This window comes from Ruania albidiflava DSM 18029 (assembly GCF_000421225.1).
In the GTDB taxonomy this organism is placed as follows: Bacteria; Actinomycetota; Actinomycetes; order Actinomycetales; family Beutenbergiaceae; genus Ruania; species Ruania albidiflava.
This window is the reverse complement of sequence record NZ_ATWL01000002.1, coordinates 277,335-294,691: the sequence shown is the minus strand read 5'-3', so window position 1 is coordinate 294,691 and position 17,357 is coordinate 277,335. Positions and strand designations below refer to the sequence as shown.

The following is a 17,357-nucleotide window of genomic DNA, read 5'->3' as shown; positions in this document are numbered from 1 at the left end:
CCGGCATGACTGGCCCAGTCTGCCACACCGGTGCGGGCCGGTGAAATCAGGGGCGGACGAGTGTGCGCGCCATCACGTAGTCGTGCTCGGTGCGCGAGCCCACGGTGAAGGTACGCTCCCCCACCCGCTGGAAGCCGTGCTTGCGGTAGAACCGCTGGGCGCGCTCGTTCGCCTGGTTCACCCCGAGCCACAGCGTGTCCACCCGGAGCCGTGCGGCCAGGTCGAGCGTCTCGGCCAGCAGTGCCCCGGACACCCCGCGGCCGTGGAAGCCCTCGAGCGTGTAGCACTTGCTCAGCTCAGCACCCGCGCCGGGGGCAGCGGCGCGCACCTGCTCGTCCTCCGGCGCACCGACCGCCAGCATCGTGTACCCGACGATGGCGCCGGCCAGCTCGGCCACCAGCACGTGCCGGCGACGGTCGCGCAGGTAGCGGCGGAACATCTCCGCACTCAGCTGCTCGGCCACGAACGCGGCGGCGTCCGCTGCGGGCACCGAGGCCGGGCAGGCCAGCGGGAAGGTGCGGCCCGCCACCTCGGCCAGCGCCTCGGCGTCCGCAGCACGGGCGGGGCGCACCTGCGCCGGGCCGAGGGCGTCGATCAGGTCGGGGCGGCGGGCGGCGGTGCGGTCCACGGCGCGGCGGCGGCGCCAGCGGGCGATACGGCCGTGGTCGCCGGAGAGCAGCACCTCGGGCACGTCCAGCCCGCGCCAGCCCGGGGGTTTGGTGTACACCGGGTACTCCAGCAGCCCGGCGGAGCCGTGCGACTCCTCCACCAGGGAGTCCGGGTTGCCGATCACCCCGGGCAGCAGCCGGGCGACCGCCTCGATGATCACCAGGGCGGCGACCTCTCCGCCGTTCAGCACGTAGTCGCCGATGGACACCTCCCGCACGGTGACCTCACCGGTGCCCTGGTAGTGCTCGGCGACGCGGGCGTCGATGCCCTCGTAGCGTCCGCAGGCAAGGGCCAGCTGGCCGCCGGCGCACAGCAGCAGGGCGAGCTCCTCGGCCATCGCCTGGGTGAAGGGTTCTCCGGCGGGGGTGGGCACGAGCACGGTGCGGCTGGCGTCCGCGCCGGCGGCGAGCACCTCGTCCAGCGCGCGGCCCCACACGTCCGGACGCATCACCATCCCGGCACCGCCGCCGAACGGGGTGTCGTCCACGGTGCGGTGGGCGTCTGTGGTCCAGTCCCGCAGGTCGTGCACGTCCACGGTGAGCAGCCCGGCGGCGCGGGCCTTGCCGACCAGGCTGAGCTCGAGCGGGGCGAGGTAGCCAGGGAAGATCGTGACGACGTCGATCCGGCCGGTCATCGCTGCCCGCCGCGCTCGTCAGGGTCGCTGGCGAGCAGCCCGGTCGGCGGGTCGAGCACCACCCGGCCGCCCGGGACGTCCACCACCGGAACGATCGCGGTGACGAACGGCACCAGGGTGCGCTGACCGCCGACCTCGTGCAGCACCAGGGCGTCCTGGGCGGGCAGGTGCTGCACGCCGTCGATGCTGCCCAGCAGGGTGCCGTCGGCGCGTTCGGCGCGTAGCCCGGCCAGCTGGTGCGGGTACCAGGCCTCCGGCTCGCTCTCGTCCGGTGCGGCGAGCAGCACCACACCGCGCAGCGCTTCGGCGCCGGTCCGGTCGGTGATGCCGGCGAAGGTGGCGTACCAGTGCTGCTGCACCTGCCGGATGCTGGCCACCTGCAGCGGCCCGACGGCGGCCGGCTCGGTGCTCAGCAGCGTCCCGGTGGCCAGCCGGGTACGTGGGTCGTCGGTGTGCAGCCGCAGGCGCACCTGCCCGGCCAGTCCGCGCGGCGCGCCGATGGTGGCCACGCGCAGGTAGACCTCCTCGTCACCGCTGGGCTGGTTCACCTGTTCCCCCTGGGTCTCTGGGACGAACCGAGCGCAGGTCCGCTCCCGCGGGAGCGGACCTGCGCTCGACTCATCGTTCTCGCCGGTCAGCGCCGGTCGACGTCCACCACGTCCACGCGCACCGGGCCGTCGGTGGCCAGTGCACCGACCACGGTCCGCAGCGCCCGAGCGGTGCGGCCGGAGCGGCCGATCACCCGACCGAGGTCGCTGGGGTTGACCCGGACCTCGAGCAGGTCACCGCGGCGCAGCGACTTGGACCGGATCTGCACGTCGTCCGGATGGTCGACGATGCCACGGACCAGGTGCTCCAGCGCGTCGGCGAGCATCATTCAGACTTTTCGCTCGACTCGGCGTCCTCGGTCTCCTCGGCAGCAGCCTCGGTGTCCGTGGACTCGGTCTCGCCAGCGGCGCCCTCGTCAGCCTCCTCCGTGGCAGCCTCTGCCTCCGCAGCAGCCTTGGCCTCGGCGGCCTTGGCCTTGCGCAGCTCGGCGTCGGCCTCGGCGGCCTTGATCGCCTCCGCGGCAGCGTCCTCGGCGGTCTCCTTGCGCTTGAGGGTGCCCTCGGCGCCGTCGAGGCCCAGATGAGCCTGCCAGTCGCCGGTCACCTTCAGCAGGGCGAGGACCTGGTCGCTCGGCTGGGCGCCGACGCCCAGCCAGTACCGGGCGCGCTCGCCGTCGATGTCGATGAGCGAGGGCTCCTCGGTGGGGTGGTACTTGCCGATCTCCTCGATCACGCGACCGTCACGCTTGGTGCGCGAGTCAGCGACGACAACTCGGTAGTACGGCGCCCGGATCTTGCCGAGGCGCTTGAGACGGATCTTGACTGCCACTGTGGTGGACACTCCTGAGCTTGTTCGGGGTGGACACGCGCGCGAGACCTGGTGGGGTGTGGCACCGGCGGCGTCCTGGGTCCAGTCCCGGCAGGTGAGAGGGTCCCGCCTGGGCTGAGTACAGCAGCACAGTATGCCAGGTCCGGGCCTGCGACCCCAACCCGCACCGGACGTGCGCTCGGACACGTTGGGTGCGCAGACGCCCGACGCCGGTGGCTATGGTCCGGCTGGCGGATCGACGTCCCGCCGATCGGGCCACCGGGGATCCAGCGAACATGACCTGGCCGTCGGAGTGGGCCGAGGTGCTCCGGGCAGCCCGGGGCACCCGTCGCGAGCGCCGTCACCCACGTGCGCCCCTGGTGACCTCGAAGACGAAGTAGCGCAGCGGCCACCATCCGGCACGGCCACGCAGGTGCACCCGGTGGCCGTCACGTTCGGCCCACAGCGGGATCTCCATCGGCGCGAACCGGTCCTTGCTCCAGATCTCCAGCACCGTGCCCGGCGCCAGGTCGCCGATCGTCTCGTCCGCGCGGATCAGCCCGACGGCGCACGGGGTGCGGCGGTTGTCCAGCAGCACCCGCTCACCAGTCACGGCTCCGTCCTCTCCGAGCGGTCCAGGTCATCGACGTTGCACACGCCCTGTACCGGCGAGCAGTGCCGGAACAGCGGACAGGTGATGAACACCACCACCAGCGCGACGATCGCGAGCACCTTGAGCGGGATCAGCACACCGGGGAAGGACGTCCACCAGTCCAGTGGCAAGGCACGGAACGCCCCGGCCATCACCAGCCCGGTGACGATGATCGTGGGCAGCGCGAACCGCACCACCCAGCGGAACCGGTCCAGCTGCTTGGCACCGGCCAGCACGGCCGGCACGTTCGCGTGCTGCCGCCCGGCCGGCATCGCCACTGCGATGTTCCAGAGCGCGCCGCCCAGCCAGAGTGCGAAGGCGGTCAGGTGCAGCGCCCGCAGCAGCAGGGGCCAGCCGGTTCCGGCGTCGGTGATCGCCCAGCCGAGCAGGAGCAGCGCGACGACGGTCAGGGCCGCTGCCGCCACCGTTCGCCGCTGCACGCCGAGGGCCAGCAGCCCGGCCAGCAGCACGGACCCGGCCACCAGCAGGCCGCGCTGCAGCGGCGCCCCGTCCAGGTGCGGCACCACGAACGCACCGGCCGCACCGGCGAGCACGAGCACCGCGACCATGCGCGCTACCCGGTCCGCACGGGCCAGTGCGGTGTGGTTCAGCGCCTCCAGCCGCGACTGGTCCACCCCGGGCTCGGTGCTGCGCAGGTAGACCAGCCGCCAGAGGAGGAATCCGCCCGCCAGCGCCAGGGACCACAACGTCAGCCACCGCAGCCCCAGACCGGCGGGGGCGACACCGAGCCCCAGGCCGGTGAAGACCGCCCCACCGAGGGAGGCCAGCGAGATCAGCACGAACGCGACCTTCGGCAGGAACGGCGTCTCTTCCTTGACCACGACCTGCAGCGTCTGCACCCGGGCGCCGTCCCGCACGCCGAGGTGCCCGATCGACTCGCTCACCGACCTACCTCCTTTTATTCACAACCCTCTGTTATAAAATACCGGGTCGGCGGCGCGGGCGGTAGTCCCCCGCGCAGCGGGGGTCGGCGGGCCGGGCGACTCAGCTCCAGCGGAAGACCCGTGCGGAGATCGCGATCCCGATCACGGTGTAGCCGACCAGCACCGCGAGCTGCAGCCACGGGGTGCCACCACCGAGCCAGCCGGCTGAGATCGCCTGGCTCGCGGCGCCGAGCGGGGTCCAGGTGGCCACTGCCGCGACCGCGTCCGGCATCACCGGTCCGGGGGTCCACAGCCCGGCGAAGAACAGCATCGGGAAGTAGACCAGCATGCCGACCCCCTGCGCCGTGGCAGCCTTCGTGGCCCGCGCAGCGATGATCATCCCGACCGAGAACATCGCGACCGCACCGAGAAGCACCGCGACAACCACCAGGAGAGGCTGCTGCGGCACCGGGATGGTGAACACCAGCGCCCCCACGGCCAGTGCCAGCACCGTGGCCACCAGGAAGGCCGCCACACCGACCACCAGCTGGGCGACCAGCACGCCGGCCGGACGCATCGGCGTGGTGGACAGCCGGGTGAGCACACCTTGCTCGCGGTACGCGGCGATCGTGGCGGGCACAGTGGACAGCGAGGGGGTGGCCACTGCGGCAGCGAGCACCGGGGGGATCATGAACGCGATCATCGGTAGGCCCGCGCCAGCGCCTGCTGGGATGCGCTCGTCCATCCCGGGAATCGCGAGCCCGACGCCGATCAGCAGGACTGCGGGGAACACGAGCGCGAAGAACAGGGAGCCACCGTCGCGCAGGAACAACCGGGTCTCGTTGCGCACCAGCGCACCGGTACCGCGGGACAGTGGGGACAGGACGGTCATGGTACGGGTACCTCCGAGGTCAGCTGGACGAACACGTCCTCCAGCGAGCGGGTCATGGTGTGGATGTCGGTCGGGACACGGTCGGCCGCGCCGAGCCGGCCGACGACGGCGGGCAGCGCCATGGGCAGCCCGGTCACCGTGCAGCCGTGGTCACCGATCGTCAGGTCGGTGACCTCCGGCAGCCTGCGCAGCGACTCGACCAGCTCGGCCGGTAGCTGCTCGGCGAACTGCATCTGGAAGGCGTAGTCACCCTCTGCCCGGGCGGTCAGCTCAGTGGGGCTGCCCTGGGCTACCACACGTCCCTCGTCGACGATCACCACGCGGTCCGCGAGCCGTTCGGCCTCCTCCATGAAGTGGGTGACCAGCAGGATGCTCACGCCCGAGCCGCGTACGGACTCGATCAGCTGCCACACCTCCCGGCGGGCGTGCGGGTCCAGCCCGGTGGTGAGCTCGTCCAGGATGGCGATCTTCGGGCGGCCGACCAGGGCCAGGGCGATGGACAGACGTTGCTGCTGCCCACCGGAGAGGTCCTTGAACTTCGTGTCGACCTTGCCGGTCAGGCCGAGCAGCTCGAGCAGCTCGGCCGGGTCGGCAGGGTCGGTGTAGAACGACGCGTACAGCTGCACGGCCTCGGCCACCGTGATCCGCCCCGGCAGCCGGGCGGCCTGCAGCTGCATACCGAGCTGTTCCCGTACCGCGTGCGGGTCGGCCTGCGGATCCAGACCGAGGACGCGCACGGTGCCGGCGTCGGCCTGACGCAGCCCGGCGATCATCTCCACCGTGGTGGTCTTGCCGGCCCCGTTGGGTCCGAGGACGGCAACGATCTGCCCCTCCTCGAGGGTCAGGCTGACATCGTCGACGGCGAGCGTGCTGCCGTAGGCCTTGCGCAGGTGGCGGGCTTCGAGGACAGGCATGATCAGCTCCTAGGCAGGTTGATGGGCAGGGCACGGGTGAGCAGGTGGTAGGCGAACGCGCCGAGGACGATCAGGACGAGCGACACCAGGCTGGTGACCAGCAGCTCGTTGTGGACCTGTTCGCGCAGCAGCCCGCTGATCGACTCCTGTGCGGCGAGCGCCGGCAGGGCGGTGACCAGGAGCAGGGCGGTGCCGCGCCAGGCCCGGTACCGGTAGTAGGTGACCCCGACCAGCAGCCCGGCGATCGCGCCGCCACCGGTGCGGGTGGTGTAGGTGAGCAGGGTCAGGGCGACCGGCTCCCGCCAGGGCACGGACGGCTCGGCACCGGCGACCGCTTCGGAGACGTGGGCCTGGGTCCACCCGAACGCGTCGTAGACCACCCCTTCCAGGGCGAGTCCCGCCGTCATGATGGCGCCGTAGACGATCGCCACGACGAGCGCGGTGACCAGGCTGGCCTGGATGAACGAGCGGCGGGTGCGGCCCTGGGCCACGTGCGTGGTGATCGTCGCCGCGGAGATGATGATCATCATCGAGAACGGGAACCAGAGCGCACCGTGGGTGGCGAACTGGAACATCGAGACCTGCACCGGCCCGAGCTGGGCAGCGATGGTCACCGCGATCACCTCGAGCAGCAGGATGATGGCCCAGAACCAGAGCCCGAGGTAGGCCTGCATGCCGAGCAGCCAGCGCAGCGTGCGGCGCCACTGCGGCCGGTGCGGGTTCGGACGTCCGAACCAGCGGCCAGCACCGCTGACCGTGCCGCTCAGCGCAGCCTGAGTGGTGGCGTCGGAGCTCATGCAGCCCTCCCGGTGAGGTGGACGAACAGGTCTTGCAGGTCGATTCCGCCTATCTCCATCCCGGCCGCGCGCAGCTCGGACTCGGCGGCCCGGAGCAGCTCGGGCTGGCCGGTGAGAGTGGCCTGGCGGGTCGGCCCGAGCGTGCGGGTGGCCAGCACGGTGACACCGGCCAGCGTCGGCAGCAACGCGTCCAGGTCCGCGCCTCGACCGGTGACCTGCAGCCCCTGGGTGCGCAGGTCCTCCGCCTCCTCGGCGACCAGCACCCGGCCACGGTCGAGGATGACGACGTGCTCGAGCAGGTTCTCGATCTCCACGATCAGGTGGCTGGAGAGGATGATGGTGCGCGGGTGGGCGAGGTAGTCCTCCAGCAGCAGGTCGTAGAAGGCGTACCGGGACGGAGCGTCCATGCCGAGGTAGACCTCGTCGAGCATGGTCACCGGCGCCCGGGAGGCGAGGCCGAGCACGGTGCCGAACGCCGAACGCTGCCCGCGGGAGAGTCGACGGACGGTCTTCGTCGGATCGATCTGGAAGGTCTCCATCACCCGCCCGGCGAGCTCCGCGTCCCAGGTGGGCCGGGAGTCCGCGGCGTAGCGCAGGTTGACGGCGACCTTCTCGTCCTCCAGCACGTCTCCGGACTCCCGGATCAGGCAGACCTGCTCCATCAGTGCCTCGTCCTCGAACGGGTCCTGTCCGTCGACGAGCACCGCTCCGGCGTTCGGCCGGCGCAACGAGGCGACCAGGGAGAGCATGGTGGTCTTGCCGGAGCCGTTCCGGCCGAGCAGACCGGTGATCGCCCCCGCCGGGAACGTCACGTCGACGGTGTCCAGGGCCGTGGTGGAGCCATAGCTGGCGGTCACCTGCCGCAGCCGGACCTCCGGCGGGCTGGCGGTCGGGGTGGTCATCGTTCCTCCGTGGCGTGGATGTGGGCGAGGATGTCCGCGACGCTGATGCCCAGGTCGCGAGCCTCGGCGAGGACGGGGTCGAGGCGGTCGGTGAAGAACTCCTTGCGACCGCTGCCGCGCAGCCGCGTCGTGGCGCCGTCAGCCACGAACATGCCGACCCCCCGGCGCTTGTAGAGCACCTGGTCGTCGACGAGCTCGGCGAACGCTTTCGCCGCAGTGGCCGGGTTGATCCGGTAGGTCTGCGCGTACTGGGTGGTGGACATGACCTGGTCCCCTTCGCGGAGCCGGCCAGCGATGACGTCGGCCTTGATCTGGTCAGCGATCTGCACGTAGATCGGGTCGCGCCCGTCGAACATGCCGACCTCCGTTCACTGGTTCATTACTGGACTAATGAACCATAGAACCAGGCGAGCGTCAACAGCCCCCGCACGCCCCGCCGTCGTGAATCGATCCAGGCGATACCTGCTGCGCCCGGACGTGCTCTCGGGTATCGCCTCGGCGCAGCAGGCATCGCCGGCGCACGGTGCCGGGTGGTGGGCCGCCGCAGGGCTCAGCGCACGCGCACGCCGGCGCGTAGCACTGCCGCCGGGTGGGCGAGCACGCCGATGTTCTCCCGCGGATCCTCGGTGTACACGACCAGGTCCGCAGCTGCACCCTCGGCGATGCCGGGTACACCGAGATAGTCCCTGGCCCGCCAGCTCGCAGCGGCGACCACCTCGGCCACCGGCACCCCGGCACGGACCAGCTCGGCCGCCTCGGCGGCCAGCTTGCCGTGCGGGATCGTGCCGCCAGCGTCGGTACCGAGCAGCAGCGGCACCCCGGCCTCGTAGAAGTCCCGCACCTGCTGGTAGCGGCGAGCGTGCATGGTGCGCATCTGCGCGGCGTACTGCGGGAACTTCACGGCGCCCTGGTCGGCGATCGCATCGAACCGGGCGACCTGCAGCAGCGTGGGCACCACCGGCACCCTGGCTGCGGCGGCCTGCTCGATCTGCGCGGCGGTCATCCCCGTGCCGTGCTCGATACAGTCCACCCCCGCCTGGAGCATCTGCCCAGAGGTCTCGGTCTCGAAGGTGTGCACGGTGACCCGGGCGCCGTGCTCGTGCGCGGCAGCCACCCCGGCGCGCACCTGCTCGAGCGGCCAGAGCGGCTCGAGCACGCTGTCAGCGCCCCGCGCGCGGTCGATCCAGTCGCCGACGATCTTCACCCAGCCGTCGCCGCGACCTGCCTCCTCGGCCATCGCCTCGGGCAGATCGGCGACGTCGTCCAGCTCGCGGGCGTAGTAGCGCAGGTACCGCTTCGGGCGGGCCAGGTGGTGCCCGGCGCGCAGGATCGTGGGCGCGTCGCTGCGCCCTTCCAGCCAGCGGGTGTCCGCCGGGGATCCGGCATCGCGCACCAGCAGGGTGCCGGCTTCCAGGTCGGCGCGAGCCTGCGCCAGGGACGTGTCCTGGTCCACCGCCCCCTGGGTGCCCAGGCCGATGTGGCAGTGCACGTCCACCAGGCCGGGCAGCACGTACCCGGTCAGCTCGTGCGCGTCCAGGCCCGGGTCGGTGAACGTGAACCGGCCCTGGTGCACCCACACCTCGGGCAGCTCCTGCACGCTGCCACCCGGCTCGGCCCCGCCAGCAGGAGCCGCCACATCAGCCAGCACGCACCCGGTGAGGTGCCACGTGGCAGCGGCGACCATCAGCTCAGCGGCCGAGGAACTTCTCGAACCCAGCCGGCAGGTTCAGCGACGCCGGGTCCACGTCCTCATGACCGGACAGCCCGAAGGAGGAACCGCTCGGCGCCTTCGCAGCCCGGGCGGCCCGCTCCGCGGCCTCCCGCTCCTGCTGGGCGCGCTTGGCCGGATTGCCGGACTTGCCCTTCTTCTTCTTCGGCGGCGCCATCCGCCCCTTGGACTTCTTCCCGCTGCCGGGCATCGCCCCCATCCCGGGCAGGCCAGCCATCCCGGGCATCCCGCCCATCCCGGGCATCCCGCCGCCGCCGCGGGCCATCGAGCGCATCATCGTCTTCGCCTGCTCGAACCGCTCCAGCAGCCCGTTGATCTCGCTGACCGTGGTGCCCGAACCACGGGCGATGCGGGAGCGCCGGGAACCGTTGATGATCTTCGGGTTGGTCCGCTCGGCGGGCGTCATCGACTGCACCATCGCCTCGATGCGGGTGACCTCGGACTCGTCGAAGTTCTCCAGCTCCTCGCGCATCTGCCCCATCCCGGGCAGCATCTCGAGCATCTTCTTCATCGGGCCGAGCTTCTTCATCTGCTGCATCTGCTGCAGGAAGTCCTGCAGGGTGAGGTCCCCGTCGCCGGCGATCTTGTTGGCGATGTCAGCGGCCTGGTCCTCGTCGAACGCCTTCTCCGCCTGCTCGATCAGCGTGAGCATGTCGCCCATGTCCAGGATGCGGGAGGCCATCCGGTCCGGGTGGAACCGCTCGAAGTCGGCGAGCTTCTCCCCGGTGGAGGCGAACAGCACCGGTGCCCCGGTGACCGTACGGATGGAGAGGGCCGCACCACCGCGAGCATCGCCGTCGAGCTTGGACAGCACCACCCCGGTGAAGCCGACCCCCTCGGCGAACGCCTGCGCTGTGGTGACCGCGTCCTGACCGATCATCGCGTCGACGACGAACAGGATCTCGTCCGGGCTGACCGCGTCCCGGATGTCGATCGCCTGCTGCATCATCTCCGCGTCCACACCGAGACGGCCGGCGGTGTCCACCACCACCACGTCGTGGTACTGCTCGCGAGCCCGGTCCACCCCGGAGCGCGCCGTGGCCACCGGGTCACCGACCCCGTTACCAGGCTCCGGCGCCCAGACCGGCACCCCGGCCCGCTCGCCGACCACTTGCAGCTGGGTGACCGCGTTCGGGCGCTGCAGGTCGGCAGCCACCAGCAGCGGGGTGTGCCCCTGCTCCTTCAGCCAGGCACCGAGCTTGCCGGCCAACGTGGTCTTACCGGCACCCTGCAGACCGGCGAGCAGGATCACCGTGGGCGGGTGCTTGGCAAAGGTGAGCGCCCGGGAGTCGCCGCCGAGGATCTCGACCAGCTGCTCGTGCACGATCTTGACGATCTGCTGGGCCGGGTTCAGCGCCTGGGACACCTCCACCGAGGAAGCGCGCTCGCGCACGGCGGCGGTGAATGCCCGCACGGCGGGCACGGCGACGTCCGCATCCAGCAGCGCGCGCCGGATCTGGGAGACCGTGGTCTCGATGTCGGACTCGGACAGCCGGCCCTTGCCCCGCAGGGACTTGAACGTGGCCGAGAGTCGATCAGAGAGGCTGGCGAACACTGGGAGAATCCTCAGGCAGTCGGTCAGGTGCTCCGCCCAGGATATCTGCACCACGCCAGGGTGCTGGCCGTCAGGGTGTGCACCAGGCCCGCCCGCTCCGGGATCCAGCCGGTCACCACACCGACCCGGTCGAGACCTTCCCAGAGCGGGACTTGGGTCGGTCCGGAGCGCAGCAGCTCCATAGGGCTCGGACCACGGCGCGCCGCGTACTCCGCACCCCGGTAGACCTCGGTATGACCCTTCTGCTGGCCATACCCGCTCGCTTCGCTGACCGTCAGTCGCCGGCCTGGGTAGGCTACGCCGATGCCCCATCTGCACCGTGCACCTCGGACCCGGCGACGACGCGTCGTCGGGACCCTCGCCGTGGCGCTCGCCACGATCGGCATCGTCCTGCTCGGCGCCACGCTGCGCCGGTGGAGCTACTCCGGGCAGATCGCCGTGCCGGCGGCGGTGGTCGCGGCCGGGCTGCTGCTGCTCGGCGTGACCGGGCTGGTCTGGGCGCGCCGGACGATGCCCGCGGCAGAGCGAGCCGACCACGCCGAGCAGCGAACCCGCGGGCAGCTGGACGGCTTCCCACCGGGCGCCGTGCACCGCGGCGGCCGGATCCACATGAGCAGCCAGCGGGCCTGGACCCGGGTACTGATCCCGGTCCTCGCCACGGTGATGGTGCTCCTCGGCGGGTTGGTCGCACTGGTTGCCGGGACCGAACGGGACGTGGAGATGCTCATCGGCGGCTGCGTGGTGATCGCCCTGGGCGCCCTGCTGTTCTGGGTGCGCTACCGCATCGGTGGTGCGACGCTCACGATCGGCCCCGAGGGCATCACCCGGACGCGGCCACACCGCACCGTGGCCTGGCGGGACCTCGCCGCGGCGTACATCGACCGCCAGCAGCTGCACCTGGTGGTGCGCAGAGAGGTGCTCCGGGACGAAACCGTCTCGATCCCGATCGGCGTGCTGGAGATCGACCCGGTACGGCTGCTCGAGCTGCTCGCGAACCAGCGCAACCTGGCGCTCGGTCTGCCCTACGGCACGCCGCTGCCGGCGCCCAGCCCCCGGGGTCGCTGAGCACAGCCGGCAGCCGCGCCGGCTCGGTTCAGCTCTCCAGCAGCGCGTCCACGAACGCCTCCGGGTCGAACGGGGCGAGGTCGTCCGGCCCCTCCCCCAGTCCGACGAACTTCACCGGAACCCCCAGCTCACGCTGTACGGAGACGACGATGCCGCCCTTGGCGGTGCCATCGAGCTTGGTGAGCACGATGCCGGTGATCTCTACCGCCTCGGCGAACACCTGCGCCTGGCGCATGCCGTTCTGCCCGGTGGTAGCGTCCAGCACCAGCAGCACCTCCGAGACCGGGGCCCCGCGGGAGACGACCCGGCGGATCTTGCCGAGCTGGTCCATCAGACCGGCCTTGTTCTGCAACCGCCCGGCGGTGTCCACGATCACCACGTCCACACCCGACTCCCGGCCGGTCTTGACCGCGTCGAAGGCCACCGAGGCTGGGTCGGCACCCTCCCGCTCGGAGCGCACCACCTCGACCCCGACCCGTTGCCCCCAGGTGGCCAGCTGGTCGGCGGCCGCCGCGCGGAAGGTGTCCGCGGCACCGAGGAGCACGTCCCGGTCCTCGGCCACCAGCAGCCGGGCGAGCTTGCCCACCGTGGTGGTCTTGCCGGTGCCGTTCACCCCGACCATGAGGATGGTGGCCGGGTGGGGTTCGCCGTCGTCGCCGACCACTGGGCTGGCGGCCAGACGCCGGTCCAGCTCCGGGTTCACCAAGGTGAGCAGCTCCTCGCGCACCATCGCTCGCACCTGTGCGGGGTCGGAGGTGCCGAGCACCTTCACCTTGGTGCGCAGCGCCTCCATCAGCTCGTCGGTGGGGCCCGCGCCGACGTCCGCGAGCAGCAGGGTCTCCTCGATCTCCTCCCAGTCCGACTCGGTCAGGTCGCCGCGGGAGAGCAGGTTCAGCAGCGTGGCACCGAGCGCACCGGAGCGGGCCAGCCGAGCGCGCAGCCGCACCATCCGGCCGGCGGCGGACTCCGGCTGCTCCACCGCCGGGGCGGTCTCCACCGGGCTAGCGGTGGCCGGTGCCTCCTCCCCTGGTGCGGCCGGGGCTGTTGGGCCCGGTGGTGCCGCGGTCGTGACACCGCCCCCGTCCTCCTCGCCGGCCGGCGGCGGCGCAGCCGGACGAGGGGGCGCCTCGTCGAGCGTGTCCGTGCCGCCACGCCGTCGACGGGTGGAGACCAGCGCGGAGATTCCGCCGACCAGGATGACGGCGGCGATGACCAGGTACAGCCAGAGGTTCTCGAGCACGTGCTCCAGTGTGGCCTACGCCCAGGCGGTGATGCGAATCGTGCTCAGCGGCTGCTGCGGCGGCGCCCGAAGCGCTCGAGCAGGTCCGGCGGACGGTGGTAGGCGGGGCCGTCCTCACCCATCTCCAGCAGGTCGGCCACATGAGCCGTGGACCCCTCGTCGACGGCGGAGCTCAGCGGGGCCTGAGCCTGCTCGCCGTGCTCGGCCCGCACCGAGCGGTAGGACTCCCGGAGCCAGGGCAGCAGACCTTCCGCCGGCACGTGCCGGCGTACCAGCGCGAGCAGCAGGCTGCAGGCGGCGACCATGGCCGCGAGCACAGCGACGAAGGGGCCGGTCATGTGCCTATTCTCGCCCGCCCCCTACGGATCGCGACCCGACACGCCGACGTGAGACCCGCCGTCGGGAATGAGATCAGCCACAGTCCGCTGCGGCCCCAGCGCCTGCTCAGACCGCCTCTTCTGCCAGCCGCTGGGAGATCACGGTGGTGACGCCGTCACCGCGCATGGTCACCCCGTAGAGCGCATCGGCGACCTCCATCGTGCGCTTCTGGTGGGTGACGACGATCAGCTGAGAGTCCTCGCGCAGCTCGCGGAAGATCTCCAGCAGCCGGCCCAGGTTCACGTCGTCCAGGGCGGCCTCGACCTCGTCCATCACGTAGAACGGACTGGGCCGGGCCTTGAAGATCGCGACCAGCAGCGCCACCGCGGTCAACGACCGTTCCCCTCCGGAGAGCAGCGAGAGCCGCTTCACCTTCTTCCCCGGCGGGCGGGCCTCCACCTCGATACCGGTGGTGAGCATGTCCTCGGGATCGGTGAGCACCAGTCGGCCCTCACCGCCCGGGAACAGCCGCGCGAACACCTGCTCGAACTGGGCCGCGGTGTCGTGATAGGCCTCGGTGAACACCTGCTGCACCCGTTCGTCGATCTCGGCGACGATGTCCAGCAGGTCTGCCCGGGTCTTCTTCAGGTCGGCCAGCTGTTCGGAGAGGAACTGGTGACGTTCCTCCAGAGCGGCGTGCTCCTCCAGGGCGAGCGGGTTGACCTTGCCGAGCAGCTTCAGGGCCCGTTCGGCCGCGCGCAGCCGCTTCTCCTGCTCGGCGCGCACGTACGGTCGCGGTGGACCCGGGTCCTCCTCCGAACCGGGCGGCGGCACCTGAGGCACCAGCTGGTCGGGACCGTACTCGGCGGTGAGCACGTCCACCTCCAGCCCTAGCTCGTCGATGGCGCGCTGCTCCAGCTGTTCCACCCGCAGCTTCTGCTGGGCCCGAGCCACCTCGTCCCGGTGCACCACATCGGTGAGCTCGGCGTGCTTGGCGGACAGTTCGTCCAGCGCGGTGCGCAGCTCGGTGAGCTCTTCCTCCCGGGCGTCGCGTTCGGCCTCGGCGGCCTGGCGGCGGCGCTCCGCCTGGGCCAGGGAGCCCTCGATGGCCGTCAGGGCGCGCTCGGCACCGTCCCGCACCGCTGCGGCGACCTGTGCCTGGGCTGCGCGGCGGCGGGCCCGCTCGGCGGCGACCTCGCGGGCACGGCGTTCCGCCTGCGCGGCCCGTTCCAGGGAGTCGGCACGGCCGGTGATGGCCTTCAGCCGCTCCTCCACCGTGCGCAGCACCAGCCGGGCGTCGGTCTCCTTGGCGCGAGCGGCGGTAGCGGCCGCGGCGCGGGTGTCGCGTTCGGCGGTGGCCTGCTCCAGGTCCACCCCCTCGTCCTCGGGCTCCTGCTGAACGGTCTCCAGCCGCTGGGTGAGCTCAGCCAGCTCGGCGGCACGGGTCTGGACGGTCTGCTCGGTCTGCTCGATCGCCGGCCGGATGCGGTCCGCCTCGGCGCGGGCGGCGCGCATCGCCGACCCGTGCTGGCCGAGCTTGTCGGCCACTGCGGCGAGGTTGGCGTCCGAAGCGTGCAGCGCCTCCAGGGTGGAGTCCACCTCCGCCTGGGCGGCCTGCACCGCCTCGCGGGCGGGCCCGATCGCGAACCGGGTGCGTTCGATGCGGGCCAGAGCGTCGGCGAGCTTGGTCTCGGCCTCGTCCCGGGCGGCGTGCAGCTCGAGCACGCTAGGACCGCCAGCAGCGCCGCCCCGAGCCTGGGTGGTGCCGAGCACATCGCCGTCGGTGGTGACCGCGACCAGGTCTGGGTCGCCCGCGCACAGCTGGCGGGCCGCGTGCAGGTCCTCCACCACGACGACGTCGGCGAGCAGTCCGGTGATGGTGGCGGCCACCTGCTCGTCCGGGCGGACCAGCTCGGCGGCCCACCGGCCGCCCTCCGGTGCGTCCCGGCGCTGCGGTGCCGCCTGGTCGGTGGCGATCAGCACCCGGGCCTGACCGGCGTCGGCCTCGCGCACGTGCCGCAACGCGTCCACGGCCACGTCCACGGACTCGGCGGCGGCAGCATCGGCGAGGTGGCCGAGCGCCGCGGCGATCGCGTTCTCGTAGCCGGACTCCACGGTGAGCAGGTCCGCCACGGAGCCGAGCACACCAGGCAGCTCGGCGGACAGCAGCGCACCGGTCCCGTCCTTGCGTGCCAGCGACATCTGCAAGGCGTCCAGCCGGGCGGTCCAGGTGGTCTTGTCCGCTTCGGCGTCCCGTTCTGTCTCGGTGAGGTCGGTGACGGCGGCACTCGCCTCCTCCAGGACCGCCAGGGCGCGCTCGTGGGCCTCGTCCAGGCCTTCTTCACCTTCCTGGGCGCCGACCGCCTGCTGCTCCAGGGCGACGAACTCGGCCTCGGCGGCCTCGGCACGTTCCAGGGCTCCGGTCAGGTTGCGGCGTAGCCGGTCCAGCTCCGCCTCGCTGGCCTCCACCTTGGAGCGCATCGCGGCCACCTGCCCGGTGAGGCGTGCCAGCCCCTCGCGCCGGTCGGCCACGCCGCGGTGCACCGCAGCCAGTGCACGTTCGGCCTCCGCGGCGCGCTGCTCGGTGTGGGTGCGTTCGGTGACCATCGCCTCCAGGTCGGCGCGGGCCTTCTCCGCCTCGGTGGACAGCTCGGCCTCCGCCTCCCGGGCGCGGGCGGCCTGGGCGTCCAGGTCGGCCGGGTCGCGACCGGAGGTGTCCTCGGTGGTGGGCGTGCCCAGCAGGCGGCAGCGTTCTGCGGCCAGGGTGTGCGTGCCGCGCAGGCGTTCGGCCAGGGAGGACAGCCGGTACCACATCTCGCTGGCCTCACGCAGTGCCGGTGCGGCCGCTGCCGCGTCGGTCTCCACCCGGGTGAGTCGTTCCCGGGCCTCGGCCTGGGCGGCCTCCACCGTGGCGCGCTCCTCGCGCAGCGCGGTCTCGTCGGCGATCTCCTGGGCGAGGGAAGAGGTGAGCTGCACCAGGTCGTCGGCGAGCAGCCGGGCCCGGGCGTCACGCAGGTCGATCTGCACCACCTGGGCGCGGCGGGCGACATCGGCTTGCTTGGCCAGCGGGCCGAGCTGGCGGCGGATCTCGCTGGTCAGGTCGGTGAGCCGGGCCAGGTTCGCGGCCGTGGCCTCCAGCTTGCGCAGCGCCTTGTCCTTGCGCTTGCGGTGCTTGAGGATCCCGGCCGCCTCCTCGATGAAGCCGCGCCGGTCCTCAGGTGTTGCGGACAGTACCGAGTCCAGCCGCCCCTGGCCGACGATCACGTGCATCTCCCGGCCGAGCCCGGAGTCCGAGAGCAGGTCCTGGATGTCCAGCAGACGGCAGGCGGCGCCGTTGATGGCGTACTCCGAGCCGCCGTTGCGAAACAGGGTGCGGGAGATGGTGACCTCGGAGTACTCGATCGGCAGGGCACCGTCAGCGTTGTCGATGGTCAGCGACACCTCGGCCCGGCCCAGCGGCGGCCGCGAGGAGGTGCCGGCGAAGATCACGTCCGCCATCGCGCCACCGCGCAAGGACTTTGCGCCCTGCTCCCCCATCACCCAGGCGAGCGCGTCCACCACGTTGGACTTGCCGGACCCGTTCGGTCCCACCACGCAGGTGATGCCCGGCTCCAGGCTGAGCGTGGTCGCGGACGCGAACGACTTGAAGCCGCGCAGCGTCAGCGTTTTCAGGTGCACGGTGCCCAGGCTAGCGGCTCCGGTGCGCCCGTTCACGGACCTCGGGCACGGGCTGGCACCGTGCTCACCGGC

Annotated in this window: 17 protein-coding genes and 1 pseudogene; 1 reads left to right on the top strand and 17 read right to left on the bottom strand. The window is 72.0% G+C overall.

Annotated features, from left to right (window positions below):
• Nucleotides 1-46: 46 nt before the first annotated feature.
• From trmD to K338_RS25940, 14 genes and pseudogenes are all read right to left on the bottom strand, one after another.
• The gene (gene trmD / locus K338_RS26550; RefSeq protein WP_022916848.1) at nucleotides 47-1,303 is read right to left on the bottom strand and encodes a tRNA (guanosine(37)-N1)-methyltransferase TrmD; all 1,257 of its coding nucleotides are present in this window, start codon (nucleotides 1,301-1,303) and stop codon (nucleotides 47-49) included.
• Nucleotides 1,300-1,851 (bottom strand): ribosome maturation factor RimM, encoded by a 552-nt coding sequence (gene rimM, locus K338_RS20325; RefSeq protein ID WP_022916847.1) that lies wholly within the window; start codon nucleotides 1,849-1,851, stop codon nucleotides 1,300-1,302. The genes trmD and rimM overlap by 4 nt, the downstream gene beginning before the upstream one ends.
• Before the next feature lie 86 nt (nucleotides 1,852-1,937).
• On the bottom strand, nucleotides 1,938-2,177 hold the full coding sequence (locus K338_RS0103760; protein WP_027286397.1) for an RNA-binding protein: 240 nt from the start codon (nucleotides 2,175-2,177) through the stop codon (nucleotides 1,938-1,940).
• On the bottom strand, nucleotides 2,177-2,680 hold the full coding sequence (gene rpsP / locus K338_RS20320; RefSeq protein ID WP_022916845.1) for a 30S ribosomal protein S16: 504 nt from the start codon (nucleotides 2,678-2,680) through the stop codon (nucleotides 2,177-2,179). The genes K338_RS0103760 and rpsP overlap by 1 nt, the downstream gene beginning before the upstream one ends.
• 340 nt (nucleotides 2,681-3,020) lie before the next feature.
• The gene (locus tag K338_RS20315) at nucleotides 3,021-3,272 is read right to left on the bottom strand and encodes a sulfurtransferase TusA family protein (RefSeq protein WP_022916844.1); all 252 of its coding nucleotides are present in this window, start codon (nucleotides 3,270-3,272) and stop codon (nucleotides 3,021-3,023) included.
• On the bottom strand, nucleotides 3,269-4,216 hold the full coding sequence (locus K338_RS25945) for a hypothetical protein (protein WP_022916843.1): 948 nt from the start codon (nucleotides 4,214-4,216) through the stop codon (nucleotides 3,269-3,271). The genes K338_RS20315 and K338_RS25945 overlap by 4 nt, the downstream gene beginning before the upstream one ends.
• A gap of 100 nt (nucleotides 4,217-4,316) precedes the next feature.
• A complete protein-coding gene (locus K338_RS0103740; RefSeq protein ID WP_022916842.1) occupies nucleotides 4,317-5,087 on the bottom strand; it encodes an ABC transporter permease in 771 nt (256 codons plus the stop codon).
• Nucleotides 5,084-6,001 (bottom strand): ABC transporter ATP-binding protein, encoded by a 918-nt coding sequence (locus tag K338_RS0103735; protein WP_022916841.1) that lies wholly within the window; start codon nucleotides 5,999-6,001, stop codon nucleotides 5,084-5,086. Before K338_RS0103735 ends, K338_RS0103740 begins: the two co-directional genes overlap by 4 nt.
• 2 nt (nucleotides 6,002-6,003) lie before the next feature.
• Entirely contained in the window at nucleotides 6,004-6,798 is a 795-nt protein-coding gene (locus K338_RS0103730) for a hypothetical protein (RefSeq protein ID WP_022916840.1), read from the bottom strand.
• On the bottom strand, nucleotides 6,795-7,700 hold the full coding sequence (locus K338_RS0103725; protein WP_022916839.1) for an ATP-binding cassette domain-containing protein: 906 nt from the start codon (nucleotides 7,698-7,700) through the stop codon (nucleotides 6,795-6,797). The genes K338_RS0103730 and K338_RS0103725 overlap by 4 nt, the downstream gene beginning before the upstream one ends.
• Nucleotides 7,697-8,056, bottom strand: coding sequence for a GntR family transcriptional regulator (locus K338_RS0103720; protein WP_022916838.1), 360 nt, complete (start codon nucleotides 8,054-8,056; stop codon nucleotides 7,697-7,699). Before K338_RS0103720 ends, K338_RS0103725 begins: the two co-directional genes overlap by 4 nt.
• A gap of 194 nt (nucleotides 8,057-8,250) precedes the next feature.
• A complete protein-coding gene (locus K338_RS20310) occupies nucleotides 8,251-9,384 on the bottom strand; it encodes an amidohydrolase family protein (protein ID WP_022916837.1) in 1,134 nt (377 codons plus the stop codon).
• 4 nt (nucleotides 9,385-9,388) lie between these two features.
• Nucleotides 9,389-10,984, bottom strand: a complete 1,596-nt coding sequence (ffh, locus tag K338_RS0103710) for a signal recognition particle protein (RefSeq protein ID WP_022916836.1) — start codon at nucleotides 10,982-10,984, stop codon at nucleotides 9,389-9,391.
• A gap of 203 nt (nucleotides 10,985-11,187) precedes the next feature.
• Nucleotides 11,188-11,262, bottom strand: a pseudogene (locus K338_RS25940) (P-II family nitrogen regulator); the annotation flags it as partial.
• Between the two features lie 25 nt (nucleotides 11,263-11,287).
• On the opposite strand from K338_RS25940, the gene K338_RS0103700 reads away from it, so the two are divergent.
• Nucleotides 11,288-12,049: a hypothetical protein gene (locus K338_RS0103700; protein ID WP_169579512.1), complete on the top strand. Its 762-nt coding sequence runs from the start codon at nucleotides 11,288-11,290 to the stop codon at nucleotides 12,047-12,049.
• Between the two features lie 28 nt (nucleotides 12,050-12,077).
• Here K338_RS0103700 and ftsY read toward each other — a convergent pair whose 3' ends face one another.
• The 3 genes from ftsY to smc all read right to left on the bottom strand — a co-directional run bounded on the left by ftsY (nucleotide 12,078) and on the right by smc (nucleotide 17,285).
• Nucleotides 12,078-13,289, bottom strand: a complete 1,212-nt coding sequence (ftsY, locus tag K338_RS0103695) for a signal recognition particle-docking protein FtsY (protein WP_022916833.1) — start codon at nucleotides 13,287-13,289, stop codon at nucleotides 12,078-12,080.
• A 44-nt stretch (nucleotides 13,290-13,333) separates the two neighbouring features.
• Nucleotides 13,334-13,627 carry a hypothetical protein gene (locus tag K338_RS0103690; RefSeq protein WP_022916832.1) on the bottom strand — a complete coding sequence of 98 codons (294 nt, stop codon included), beginning with the start codon at nucleotides 13,625-13,627 and terminating at the stop codon, nucleotides 13,334-13,336.
• Nucleotides 13,628-13,733: 106 nt separating this feature from the next.
• Complete coding sequence (gene smc, locus K338_RS0103685; RefSeq protein ID WP_027286395.1) at nucleotides 13,734-17,285, bottom strand: chromosome segregation protein SMC; 3,552 nt, start codon at nucleotides 17,283-17,285, stop codon at nucleotides 13,734-13,736.
• Nucleotides 17,286-17,357 lie beyond the last annotated feature (72 nt).